This is a genomic window from Lysinibacillus sp. FSL P4-0201 (assembly GCF_038593425.1).
GTDB lineage: Bacteria > Bacillota > Bacilli > Bacillales_A > Planococcaceae > Lysinibacillus > Lysinibacillus capsici.
Window position 1 is genome coordinate 3,472,975 of record NZ_CP151995.1, and the last position, 13,601, is coordinate 3,486,575.

The window sequence follows — 13,601 nt, forward strand, 5'->3', positions numbered from 1 at the left end:
TCCCCCTACAATTTAGTGATAAATTGCGATTCTAAGCGATAAATCGGCTGCCCCTTGGCAGAAAACTTCTCTTCATATTCTGTCATCACATTATCCTCTGGCATATTTGCATGCAGGTCGAGAGATACATACTTTAATAACATCCCATATTCAGACATACTGATTAAAGAATACTCGAAAAGACCTCGGTTATCCGTTTTAAAATGGACTTCCCCATTATCCACTAAAATCGACTCATATAATTTCAAAAAATCCCCGTGCGTTAAACGTCTTTTTGCATGTCGTGTTTTTGGCCAAGGATCTGAGAAATTCAGGTATACACGTGATACATCGTTTTTGTCAAAGAATTTATATAAATCTGCGCCATTTACTTTTAGTAAACGTAAATTCGCTGGAGATTTTGCCTCTAGCACTTTTTCTAGTGCACAAACAATCACACTATCGTAAAGTTCAATGCCAATATAATTGATTGTTGGATTTTGCAAAGCCATACCGGTCACAAATTGTCCTTTTCCAGACCCTACTTCAATATGAATAGGGTTGTCATTGCCGAAAACAGCCTGCCAATTTCCTTTAAAGTCTTCAGGATTTGGAATAATCACCTCTGGGTGATCTGTAATCATTTCCTCTGCCCAAGGCTTATTTCTTAATCTCAATGTTGTTCCTCATTTCTTTCTTGTGAAATTATTGATTTTTTTATAGTATAACGTATTCCCTTATAATTCGCATGAAATTATTGCACAATGATATTTTTATGAATCCTTAACAATAACCTGCCAAGCATTTTGTTGTATTGTACAGTGGATATTGGTCTCTTGATTGACAATGCCAATATAATTACCATCCGTATGGCAGTCAACCTTATCTGCTACGATAAGATCAAAGACCTGCCCCTGTAAAAAAGTAACTTCCTTAAATTTTGTATGTTTTTCAAAAAACACAGTGACAAATACCAGTAATAATTTGATACGAGAAATACCATGTACAATTGTGATATCCACTTGCCCATCATCTGCTTTTGCGGCAGGTGATATTTTCATGCCGCCTCCAAAATAAGGTTGATTACTCATCGCCACAAACCACGTCTGCTGAAATTGCCATTCCTGTCCCTCTGAACGTATCGTTATGTCAAAGCGTTCAAAGCGAAATAACCCTCTAATTACAGCGACAGCATACGAAAGTTTCCCTAATCCAATCTTATTGAGATAAAACTTAAGACGAGAAGTGTTAATTGATTTTGTCACAAAGGCATCGAAGCCTATGCCAGCATTATTAACAAATATTTCTTTTCGTTGATTATCAATCTGAACGATCCCTGCATCCATTCTTACATTAGCCAAGGTAGTCTTTACATAATCCTCGATTTGCTGGGCATTGGAAAAGGTATGAAAATAACGTGCAAAGTCATTACCAGAGCCAGCACGAACTACACCAATTATGATGTATTTATTATGTATAACACCACTAACTACTTCATGAATGGTGCCATCACCACCAACAACGACAAGCAATTTCTTCTCTTGTTGCTGGTGTGCCCATTGTTGAGCGATTTCCTGTCCATGTCCTGCATATTCAGTAAAAGCCACTTGATAGGAAATCGTTAGTTGCTCTTGAAGTTGGAGCCAAACTTTTTTTCCTTTTCCATTCCCAGCGGCCTCATTGACAATAAATAGAACGTTCATACATCATTCCTCTGTTGGCTGAGATGCTTGCTGCCATATATCTCGGTTAAAGGAGGTGGTTTGGACCGTATTTAAAATTGTCTGTGCAGCTCGGATTTGCATATGCTTCATAGGAGAGGAAACTTTTCTTAAATGCTCTATCCATTCATGGTAATTTCGACGATCAACAAAGCGTACCCCAAATGGTGAACCAGGATAATCAAAATACCCATTACGAGATAGCACAACCTTACGGATGGGCATATCAATATCCTCTTGTTTAAATAATTGCGACAGGACCGATTCCATCCGCCCTAAATTAATCGTTGGATTCAAAACTTTAGAATCCTTCGTCCCTACTTTTTTAATCCAGAAGCGATCACTGCCACCTACATATACAGCTTGATTTTCAGCCTCTAAGACCGTAATACAAATACACTCTGTCGGCGACATTAACACTACATCTAGCTCTATAGGTGCTTTTCTAATTTGTAGTATTGGATAATAAAACAATAGATAATTATCTGGCAATGTTTGCAATAGCATACGGAGCAATGAGTCACGCATGAAGCGAGGATCTACATATGATTTTTCCCGTAATGTTGAACTGGCCCATTTCATTTGAAAATGAAAGAACTGATCAATAAACATTCGTTTCAACTCATGGATGGATTGTGGTGCATACACAATTTTAGGTTCAAATGTGAGCGTCGTTTCTTCTTCAGGAATTATATCCTCATCACTGACAAGCTCATTTGATATTTCTACTTCTTCAACATCCTCTGTTGTTTCCTTTTGCCGTCCAGCAAACCATTTTTTTATGAAGGTAAAACGTTCTTTTTCCTCGTAAGCCTCCGCTTCCACCTCATTGTCGACATGTTGCCACTCGCTAATATCTTCTCCCAATTCCCACTGTCGCTTAATGCGCTCCCATTGGTTTTTCTTCAAGCGCACAAATTGTGTTGGGTATCTCGCTAAATCAATTTGATAGCGTGAAATATAATCTTGTAATTTCACCAATTGTGCCATGTAAAGGTCACTCCATTCTTACTCACCATATCTATAGTTCTCTTTTTATCTAGATTGCTTTGGTAGAAAAGAGGCATTGTATTCAATACATCGACAATTATTCTACAAATTTCAATCTGTAAAATTATTCATTACTATCCTTTTTATTTTACATGACGATACCAAACATTACATCCATAAAAAAGAGAACTACCCTTATCGATAGTTCTCTTAAACGGTTCTTTTATTTTGTATTCAAAGAAAGTGGTAATTTCGCCTCAAAAGCTTGTTGCAATTTACGCGTCCATTCACCTGGCACTCCAGTACCGATTTGGTTGCCATCCACATCAATAACAGGAGTAACTTCTGAAGATACAGAGGATACAATAATTTCATCCATTGTTAATAAATCAGCTTTTGTCATTGGTTCTTCAACTACAGGTAAACTAATCTCTTCTGCACATTTTAAAATGACCTGACGAGTAATACCGTTTAAAATGAAGTTATTTGCTGGGTGTGTATAAAGCTTACCGTCTTTAATCCCATAAACATTTGCTGATGAACATTCTGTTACGATATCCCCGCGATGTAAAATTGCTTCGTAGCAGCCCTTTTCAGCTGCCTCTTGTTTTGCTAATACTGCACCAAGTAAGTTTAAAGATTTGATATCACAGCGCAACCAACGAATATCCTCTACAAACGTAGCCTTAACCCCTTTTTCAAAGTTTTCATATGCACGTTCACCAGCTTTCACATTACCCGTTAATACAGCTGGAACACTTGCATCTGGGAAAACGTGATTACGTGAATTGGCACCACGTGTAATTTGGAAATAAACATGCCCTGTATCAAGATTATTTTTTTCAATCAGCTCATGTAATAATTTGTGTAAAACGTCTTTTGTATAAGGAATAACAAGACGAATTTTTTCGGCGCTTGCATAGAAACGATCAATATGCTCTTGTGCTGTAAACATATTTCCGTTATAAACTTTGATTACTTCATAAATACCGTCACCAAATTGATAGCCTCTATCTTCTGGTGATACTGCAATGGATCCTTCTTCAACAATTTGATCATTCCATAATGAATATGCCATGTTTTGTTCATCCTTTTCGTCTTTGAGTTATTTTTTTCCTGCAAGTTCAACAATTGCTTCAGCATAAATTGCCGCTGCTTTTACAAGGTTTTCAACGACAACAAACTCATCCACTCGATGCGCTACATCTGGCTCCCCTGGGAAGAGCATGCCAAATGCCACGCCTTTTTTCATCACACGTGCATACGTCCCACCACCAGTTGATAATAAAGGTGTTTCTGTATCTCCCGTTTGACGTCTATAGATAGCTGCTAATGTCTGGATGAATGGATCATCTTCGCTGACATAATGTGGCTTGGAGTCGTCTTGTATGTCTAGTGAAAACCCTTTTTCTACCGTTAAGCGTTGTGCTGCTGTTATTTTTTCATCGAATGGATAGGAAACTGAATAGCGCATACTAATTACTAAACTGCCGCCTTTATGGACATCATAGCTTACGATCCCTGGATTTAATGTTGTTTGTCCTGACATTGTATCCTCAAACTGCAGATCGAGCTGACTACCATAATGATCCTGATAAAAAACATCTGCAATAAAGTCGACAAATTGTTTACTTGCTTCTGTCGTCAACTCTTGTTGTAAAAATGCTGCAAGATAAACAGCTGCATTGATACCTTTATCTGGTTCCATTGCATGGGCTGCTTTACCTTTGATAGTTATTATATAGCGAGACTCCTCCATTAATAAAGAGCCTTCTAGCTGATTTTTACTTAAAAATGTTTGAAAATTCTGTTCGAATGATGCTGTTACGTGCTGAATTATTGCTTTTGCAAAATCAGGTACCATATTTGGGCGCTTTCCTGCATTAAATAGTAGTAGTTGTTCTTTCGTTGCATCACCCACTTTATTTTGAGAGAACACAAGCTCTGTAATGCCTTTTTCTGCATTGATGAGCGGGAAATCCGCATCTGGTGCAAAACCAATTGTCGGCATTTCCTCCTGTTTAAAATAGTGGTCGACACAGCGGAATCCTGTTTCTTCGTCTGTACCAATAATCATTCGTACTCTTTTTTCTAACGGAATACCTGCATCTTTCACAAGTTTCATGGCCATCCATGCCGCAATCGTAGGCCCTTTATCGTCAATCGCACCACGTGCAAATAATTTACCATCAGCTACTGTGCCGCTGAAAGGAGGGTAAGTCCAATCTGCTTCTTCTCCAATTGGGACAACATCAACATGACATAAAATACCAAGTAAATCTTCACCAGTTCCCATTTCAATATGTCCAGCATAATTATTAACATTTTTCGTGAGCAGGCCTTCACTTTGACCTTTTGCTAGTAACCATTCAAGCGCTTGAAGTGGACCATCTCCAAAAGGTACTTCAGTAGTTATTGTATCCTCATCGAGCACACTATTTATTTGCACAAGCTCCTGTAACTCTTGTATTAATTCGTCTTGCCTTTCTTTTGCAGCTTGTAACCAATCCATACCATGTACCTCCTTCAAAGTATTAACATTATTCTACACCTTACAACATATATGACAATCAGCTTTCTGACAACTATTTTCAGTAACTTCTACTGTCACTACCATATATAGCACGTTTTTCACGTATTCCCACAAAATACAGTATAAATTTTATATATTAATTGTAAATTTCTCTTGCATTCACTAGAAAATTAAGTAGTTTTTCTATATAATAAAGTTATCAGAATAATTGTTCTGACTATAAAATTAGAAAAGGGGATGTCTAAGGCAGCTACTTATTAGCCTAAGTGCACTCCGCACATATTGTCGTCCGCTAGTCTTTGCCAAGAGAATTAAGATGAAGGAGTGGTTCATTTAATGAAACCAACTACTGATCGAATGCTTAATCGTATTAAAGACGTGTACATGTTTATTTTAGACAAAGGAACCGTGTCTACACAGGATTTAGTCGAAGAGTTTAGTATCACTCCTCGCACCGTTCAAAGAGATTTGAACGTGTTAGCCTTTAACGATTTGGTGACGAGTCCAAGTCGAGGCAGATGGACAACGACGAAGAAAAAAGTAAAATTAACGTCTTAGTTTTACGTTTTGTACGTAAAGCATTGTGTATGGAAAAAGAATGACCTTTCGTCGGGGTCATTCTTTTTTGTCGTTAGAAGATTTTTAGATTTTTTCCCACTTTGCTTACTGACTGACTTCTCCAGCTTGCTTTATGCAAAGCAATAATTTTTATCTTACTTCCATTCATCTATATAAAACGATTATTTACATTGCTCCTTTACCCTTCAATCTGAGCCTCACATCTTAGCATTGCAACATAAATTTGCGCGCCATTATCTGCTCTGTGCTCTTTCAAGATTATTTTAACTATTTACAGTTGCTTAACAATCCGTTAAACTCGAAACATTCTAAATGTTGAGAGGAGGATTTTATATGACTTTGTCAAAGTTGTTTCATCCATTAGTTTGGATTATTTTAGGTGGAACAATTTTTACACGTATTGCAAGCTTTATGGCAATGCCTTTTTTAGCTATTTATTTACATAATGAAATTCAAGCCTCTCCCTTACAAATTGGATTGACAATTGGTATCGCGCCGCTCATTTCCACAGTAGGTGGATTTTTCGGGGGTTATTTAACAGATCGCTTTGGTAGAAAAAGCGTTATTCTATTAACAATTATCGTTTGGAGTCTTGTGTTCTTTGGCTTCGCAACAGTTCATGCTGTTTGGCTTTTTATTCTATTCAATGCTTTGAATGGACTTTGTCGATCATTTTTTGAACCTTCCACACAGGCATTGATGATTGATTTTACACCTGCCGATAAACGAAAAAGACTATTTTCCTTACGTTATACAGCCATTAATATTGCAGCAGTTATTGGTCCAATTATTGGCGTGTATATCTCACAGCTATCCAGTCCAAGTATCCCTTTTATGCTGACAGGGATGATGTATATTATTTACGCAGTCTTTTTATTTTTTGTGTTAAATCGCTATCAAATGCAGCAACCCAAAGCGGTTACACAAACAAAAATACTCAGTACATTCACGATTCTTTTGACAAATCGTGTGCTGCTTAGCTTCATTTTGGGTGCCATTTTAATCAATATTGGTTACTCGCAATTTGACTCAACGCTACCACAAATTATCGAATTAAAAATTGATGAAGGTGCGAAACTTTATTCGTTATTAATCTCTCTCAATGCAGCAGTTGTGTTATTACTACAATTACCTATTAGTATAGTATCAGAGCGCTTTTCATCTACAGCAACATTATTAGTAGGTGTACTGTTCTTTGCTATTGGATTATGTATGTTTGGATTCTCCAATAATTATACACTCTATATCATTGCCATGATTATTTTTACCATAGGTGAAATCTTTGCCTTCCCTACAATGAATGTCATGATTGATGAAATTGCGCCAGATACTCAAAAGGCAACCTATTTAGGTGCTGCACAATTTAAAAATTTAGGTGGCTTTATTGGCCCAATAATAGGCGGTTGGCTCTTGACTCATTATATGAACGCTATGTTTCCAGTCATCGCTGTTCTTGTTTTATGTAGTTGTATCTTTTATAGAACAAAAATAGCTGCTCATTAATAAACGCCCCATTGCTATCAAAATAGCTAATTATGCTATCGATAGAATGGGGCGTTTTTTAACTAATATAATCCTCGTCAGCAGCGACCTCTGCAAAACTAGAATATTGATCCTTACCAGCATTTTTGGATTGATAAAGCGCTTTATCGGCACGTTCAAATAAGCTCATTTCTGTATCCTCAGCATGATTATAAATGGCTCCGCCCATGCTCACAGACAACACAGACCATTTCTCGCTAGCTTGGCCATCATATCTAACTGACCTTATTTGAGTCAAAATGTCCTCTGCTATGTGCTGCATCTGTTCCGCTGTTGTATCGTATAAAACAATGGCAAATTCATCCCCACCGAAGCGTACAACAAAGCCACTTTGTTTCACAACATGCTTTAAAATTTTCGCTGTTTCAATGAGGATATGATCTCCTTCTACATGACCAAATTGATCGTTTACTTGTTTAAAGTTATCTAAATCAATTAACAATAAACCTGGCACATTCAATTTTCTTTTTCTTAATAAATTATCAATTTTCCTAATATATGTAGCACGGTTAAAGACACCAGTTAACGGATCGAAGGTAGCTAGGTGTATTGTTTTAGATAAAATTTTATTAATAACTAACAGCATAATAAAGGATGTTAGTAGGGCAATAGACAGTAGAATCCAAAATTGTTTCGTATTTTTTTGGAGAGCTTCCATTTTAGTGAAATTGATAAATTTCACATAGACAATTCTTTTGGATGACTCCCCTCTCACTGTCTCTGCTTCATAGGGCAGAAAACGATGTGTTTCTATATAACCATTGTCTAAAGCCTTTTCATACTCAACTGGCTCCATTGTTTTCTTTGCTAGCTCGAAGTATTCTTGAAATTTCTTAGATTGCTCCTGTACAGTGATTCTCTTCGATCTCGAATCATTAAAGAAAACGCCACCTGCATTAATAGCTTGCACATCCACTAAATCAATATACTTACCTATTAAGTACTGTGCAGTTTTCTCAAAATTAAAGGTTTGGAAGACAGGATCATTTAGTAGGTCTATACCTAACTCGAGCAAATATTTCTTATCATGTGTTGCCAGATAGCCAAATTTCCGATATTCACCTGTTGATGTTGAAATATCGAGTCCATCTGTAAAAAATTCGCCACTAGCGCGCCGTTCATCTAATAAAGCAGAAAAACGTTGACAGCAAAGCGAGAAATCCAAGCCAATATCTTTGACAAAAGTTGTGTAAACTACTGTATTTGATTGATCCACTATGTAAATATCCATACCATGTTTCTTTTTCATTTGCTGCAAATCCCAAGTAGCTACATTAGGGTTTTCATGGTAATAGTTTTTTAGCTGTCTAAGCTCCTGTTCCATTTTGTCTGAAATATTATTATCAAAATAAAAATGGGCATCATCGACAGTTTGCATATCTGTCAAAATATGATTTTCAATTAATATTTTATTCATGCTCACTTGCTTTTCTATCTCTGTTACCAGTATTTGTCGGTTCACATATGAAATAACAGCAACAAGTATGACTGCAAATGCTATTAGAGATAGTAATAATTTAATACGCAGGTTCTTCATTTAATTGTCCTCTACTTATTTTATACCATCGTCTTTTGGGGAATATTTCAAAATATGATACATTCTATGACTATATCACAATAACTCATTTCATATTATACAGTTACAGTCATATTACTGTATATAAAAATCCCCGATGCTATGTGAGGCATCGAGGAATAATATGTTTAATGATTGTTTTGTAGACCGTTTAGCTCTTCAGCAGTGAGCTCACGATATTCACCTAACGCTAGATTTTCATCTAATTTCAGGCTTCCCATGGAAATACGCTTTAAATATGTTACACGTTTTCCTACAGCCTCAAACATTCGCTTTACCTGATGAAACTTGCCTTCTTGAATCGTTAGCTCTATTTCAGATTGCTGTGCAGACTTTAAGATCACAAGCTTTCCAGGCTTTGTAACATAGCCATCATCTAGCTCAACACCATTTGCAAATTTCTCGGCATCTTCTTCTGTCACAACGCCTTCAATCTGTGCGTAATAAACTTTTGGCACATGCTTTTTGGGAGACAATAAATTATGAGCTAATTGACCATCGTTTGTTAATAAGAGCAATCCTTCTGTGTCTTTATCTAATCGACCAACAGGAAACGGTTGAAAATGCTGGTGTAATGGCTCTAATAAATCAATGACTGTTTCATCTCTTAAATCTTCAGTGGCAGAAATAACACCAGGCGGTTTATTCATTATAAAATAAACAAATTCTGTATAAACAACGCGCTCTCCAAACACTGATACAATTTGCTTTTCTGGGTCTACGTGTAAAGCTGCATCCTTGACATAATCACCGTCTACTGTGACTGCTTTTTGCTTTAATAGCTGCTTTACTTCCTTACGAGAGCCGTACCCCATATTTGCTAGTAATTTATCTAAACGCATCGTTCCACTCCTATTTCAATCCCAGTTTACTCATAATACGGGTTAATCGTTCACCTAATAGCTTTTGGGCTAAACCTAGGCGTAATGATAAAAAGCCATAAACAGCCGCACCAACACCCGCACAAATAATTGAGAATAGTAATGCTGAGAATTTACTATCAACTGGTCCCATTAGTAATTCCAATAATTTATGCACAATCAGCACGCTAATGGCCATCGCCATTGTCAATAAAGCAATTAGCATGACACGACGCACAACCATTTCTGATCGATAATTCAACGTTTTTCGTAACACAAGCATATTAATGATAATCGAAACACTGTAGCCAATAGCTGTAGCTACTATAGCACCATCAGCCTCTAACCAGCGAATTAAAGGAATATTTAATGCTAGCTTTACGAAAATTCCAGATAATAAGCTAAAAACAATCCACTTTTGAAAATCAATTCCTTGAAGTAAGGCTGCTGTGACTTGGAATAACGCAAATAAAATCGCAACAGGTGCATAATGCGCTAAAATGGTTGCTCCCATTTCGCTTTCTGAATAAAGCATAAAATAAATTTCATTGGCTAATAGAGAAATACCAACCACAGCTGGCAATGTAATAAAGATTAAAATTTGATAGGTTTTATCCATTGCATGGCGGAGCGCTAAATACTCCCCCTGTGTAAAATATTTTGTAATTGTTGGTACAAGCGCCATCGAAAATCCAGTCGCTAGCATAACAGGGATAATAACAACTTTATGTGTCATAAAGTTAATCATCGATAAATAAGTATCTGTTACTTCTGCTAAACCAATGGACGTCATTGCTCCATTAAACGTAAGCATGTCGACTAATTGGAACAACGGATTCGCCACCCCTACAAACACCATTGGGATGGAATAGGTAATCACTTCTTTATAAATATTGGACATTGGTAGCTGTGTGGAAGTCACACTTTGGCTACGTAATAAGTTAAATTCAGGCTGATATTTTTTCCAGTAATAATAAAGAACACCTAATCCACCGATTGCCCCGATAAATGCAGCAAACACAGCAAAGGAGATGGCTGTCTCTGGTTTTCCTTTAAACACAATCACCACTAGGAACGACCCACCAAGTAACACAACAATCCGCACAATTTGTTCCACCAATTGTGAAACGGCAGTTGGCTCCATTTTGTCGTAGCCTTGGAAGAAGCCCCGCCATAGACTCATAAATGGCACTACGATTAAGGCAAAACTAACCCATCGTATTACTGAAGCAATTTGTTCAACTGTAAAGACCTGTTCCTCACTCTTAATAACTAGCCCTGCAATTGGCGTAGCAAGTAGAAAGAGGGCAATAAATGCTGCAAAGCCAGTCATCATCATAATAAGAATGCCAGATTTCATCAGCTTGCGCCCCGATTGATAATCTCCCATTGCATTATATTTGGATACAAATTTAGAGACGGCTATTGGCGCACCTGAAATGGCGATTGCCAGCATAATTGAATAGGGAATATATGCATATTGGTAAAGCGCAATGTTCTTCTCGCCAACAATTGCATAAAACGGAAAAATATAAATTAATCCGAGTACCTTCGATAAAAACATCCCCATTGTTAATATCGCAGTACCTTTCATTAAATTGGACATCATACCCATCCATTCATTGTAAAATCAATATTATTATCGTAACACTTCAAAGGATACTTATAAAACTTTTTCGTTTTAAAACAAACGATATGCAAGCGCTGTCACTCTAAGAGCAATAAAGTAAACCAACTGTAATCTTAACATATTTATAGGAAATGAGACGCATAAAAACACCAAAAAGTTCATTCATAAAGAAACTTGATGAAAAAAGGCCTTAAAATAATCGGTGAGGAATTGAACATCCCCACCGATTAGGTATTTCTTATACCATGTCCACAAAGAACTTTTTATACCATACTAGGAATACATAAACTGTCCAAATATAACGACCGCGATTTGCTTTCCCTTCGTAGTGCTCATCTAGATAGCCAACTAATTGTTTTGTATCAAAAAATTCATTTGCAAAGTCAGTTGTAAACATTTCTTTTACCATACTGTAATACTTTTCTTCACGTAACCAGTGGCGAATTGGCACTGGGAATCCGAGTTTCGGACGCTTTGCCCATTCTTCTGGCAATTCCTGATGCGCAGCTTGACGTAGAACATATTTTGTATCGATATCATTCACACGGTATCTTGAAGGAATATTTTTCGCTAACTCCATTACTTCTTTATCTAAAAATGGTACACGTAATTCAATTGAGTGTGCCATACTCATTTTATCTGCCTTTAATAAAATATCACCAGGCATCCAAAGATTTAGATCTAAATACTGCATTTTTGTCACATCATCATCGCCAGGTACTTCATCATAAATACGTTTTGTAATCGATTTTACAGATGGCGCATTTTTATAAGCTGGCTTTAAAACATTAATAGCATCCACTTCATCCCAAACTACCGCTTCCCCAATAAAACGCTCTTCTACTGTTTGAGCACCTTTAATAAGGAAATTCGTGTATTGATTTTTCGGTAGGGCTTCTGCCATTCCACGTAATGTTTTACGAAGACCTAATGGTAATTTTTCGTATTTTTGCATTCTTCCTGAGTTTTGATACCAAGCATACCCACCAAAAATTTCATCAGCACCTTCACCTGATAAGACAACCGTTACATCTTTTGAAGCAAGCTCCGAAAGGAAGTAAAGTGGCACTGAAGATGGATTGGATTGTGGTTCATCCATATGCCATTGAATTTTAGGTAGCGCTTCAAAGCACTCATCTGCGGTAATGTATCTACGTTCATTTTGAATATTCAACGTATCTGATAAATCTTTTGCAAGATTTGTCTCATTGAACATATCTTCATAGTCCGCAAACCCGACTGAGAAGGATTTATCTGGGCGTAATAAAGACGTAATATAACTAGAGTCAATACCACCCGATAAGAATGAACCAACTTTTACATCACTGATTTGATGAGCCTCTACAGATTCTTTAACAGTTGAACGAATTTCTTCAATATATTTTTCGATTGGTGCTTCTTTTGCATGGAATTTTTTATCCCAATATTGAACGATTTGCTTTTGTCCATTTTGAATCAGCATATAGTGTGCTGGTGGTAATTTAAAGACACCTTTAAAGAATGTTTCATCCATAGATGAATACTGGAATGTTAAATAGGGGCGAAGTGCCTGTTTATTTAACTCTTTAATAAATGATGGGTGTGGTAAAAACGATTTAATCTCAGAGCCAAAAATAAACGTACCGTCTGTTGTATGCTCAGAGTAATACAATGGTTTGATTCCAAAGCCATCGCGCGCAATGAACTGTAAATCATTCTTTTTATCCCAAATACAGAAGGCAAACATCCCACGTAATTTTTTCACAAAATCTACGCCATATTCTACATAGCCATAAATAATGACTTCACTATCTGATTGTGTTTTAAACGTATGACCTTTTTCAATTAAATCTGCACGCAGCTCTTGGAAGTTAAAAATCTCTCCATTAAATACAAGCACGATATTGCCGTCTTCACTATATAATGGTTGATTCGCTACGTCTGATAAGTCAATAATACTTAATCGACGGAAACCTAACGTCACTTTATCGTCACTATGAATACCACCGCTATCAGGTCCACGGTGAATAATTGTATTCATCATATTTTCTATCGTCTGATGATGATCAATCACATTTGTTCCATTAATATAACCTATAAATCCGCACATTCTATTTTTCACCTCATAATTTAGTGCATAACCTTTACCATAATAGCACGAAAAGACATTCATTTCATGTTGACAATGCTAATAAAGGAAAACTTTCATTCA

11 protein-coding genes are annotated in these 13,601 nt (G+C 36.7%); 2 read left to right on the plus strand and 9 right to left on the minus strand.

Annotated features, from left to right (window positions below; genetic code table 11):
- Window positions 1–5 precede the first annotated feature (5 nt).
- From trmB to pepV, 5 genes are all read right to left on the minus strand, one after another.
- Entirely contained in the window at window positions 6–656 is a 651-nt protein-coding gene (trmB, locus tag MKY76_RS17360; RefSeq protein ID WP_016991781.1) for a tRNA (guanosine(46)-N7)-methyltransferase TrmB, read from the minus strand.
- 96 nt (window positions 657–752) lie between these two features.
- Window positions 753–1,682, minus strand: coding sequence for a diacylglycerol kinase family protein (locus tag MKY76_RS17365; protein ID WP_257960547.1), 930 nt, complete (start codon window positions 1,680–1,682; stop codon window positions 753–755).
- 3 nt (window positions 1,683–1,685) lie between these two features.
- Window positions 1,686–2,690, minus strand: a complete 1,005-nt coding sequence (locus MKY76_RS17370) for a nuclease-related domain-containing protein (protein WP_054549930.1) — start codon at window positions 2,688–2,690, stop codon at window positions 1,686–1,688.
- Between the two features lie 223 nt (window positions 2,691–2,913).
- Window positions 2,914–3,768, minus strand: a complete 855-nt coding sequence (gene dat / locus MKY76_RS17375; RefSeq protein WP_048393484.1) for a D-amino-acid transaminase — start codon at window positions 3,766–3,768, stop codon at window positions 2,914–2,916.
- Between the two features lie 27 nt (window positions 3,769–3,795).
- On the minus strand, window positions 3,796–5,202 hold the full coding sequence (gene pepV, locus MKY76_RS17380; RefSeq protein WP_342556901.1) for a dipeptidase PepV: 1,407 nt from the start codon (window positions 5,200–5,202) through the stop codon (window positions 3,796–3,798).
- A 357-nt stretch (window positions 5,203–5,559) separates the two neighbouring features.
- Between pepV and MKY76_RS17385 the strand changes: the two genes are divergently transcribed.
- Together MKY76_RS17385 and MKY76_RS17390 are read left to right on the plus strand one after the other, a co-directional pair.
- Window positions 5,560–5,781, plus strand: coding sequence for a DeoR family transcriptional regulator (locus tag MKY76_RS17385; RefSeq protein ID WP_004226074.1), 222 nt, complete (start codon window positions 5,560–5,562; stop codon window positions 5,779–5,781).
- A 354-nt stretch (window positions 5,782–6,135) separates the two neighbouring features.
- The gene (locus tag MKY76_RS17390) at window positions 6,136–7,305 is read left to right on the plus strand and encodes an MFS transporter (RefSeq protein WP_004226066.1); all 1,170 of its coding nucleotides are present in this window, start codon (window positions 6,136–6,138) and stop codon (window positions 7,303–7,305) included.
- 58 nt (window positions 7,306–7,363) lie between these two features.
- On the opposite strand, the gene MKY76_RS17395 is transcribed toward MKY76_RS17390, so the two are convergent.
- The 4 genes from MKY76_RS17395 to asnB form a co-directional block, all read right to left on the minus strand.
- The gene (locus MKY76_RS17395) at window positions 7,364–8,881 is read right to left on the minus strand and encodes a GGDEF domain-containing protein (protein WP_342556902.1); all 1,518 of its coding nucleotides are present in this window, start codon (window positions 8,879–8,881) and stop codon (window positions 7,364–7,366) included.
- 167 nt (window positions 8,882–9,048) lie between these two features.
- The gene (locus MKY76_RS17400) at window positions 9,049–9,762 is read right to left on the minus strand and encodes a pseudouridine synthase (RefSeq protein WP_048393477.1); all 714 of its coding nucleotides are present in this window, start codon (window positions 9,760–9,762) and stop codon (window positions 9,049–9,051) included.
- Between the two features lie 10 nt (window positions 9,763–9,772).
- Window positions 9,773–11,386: a polysaccharide biosynthesis protein gene (locus MKY76_RS17405; protein ID WP_081011001.1), complete on the minus strand. Its 1,614-nt coding sequence runs from the start codon at window positions 11,384–11,386 to the stop codon at window positions 9,773–9,775.
- 262 nt (window positions 11,387–11,648) lie between these two features.
- The gene (gene asnB, locus MKY76_RS17410) at window positions 11,649–13,499 is read right to left on the minus strand and encodes an asparagine synthase (glutamine-hydrolyzing) (protein ID WP_048393475.1); all 1,851 of its coding nucleotides are present in this window, start codon (window positions 13,497–13,499) and stop codon (window positions 11,649–11,651) included.
- Window positions 13,500–13,601 lie beyond the last annotated feature (102 nt).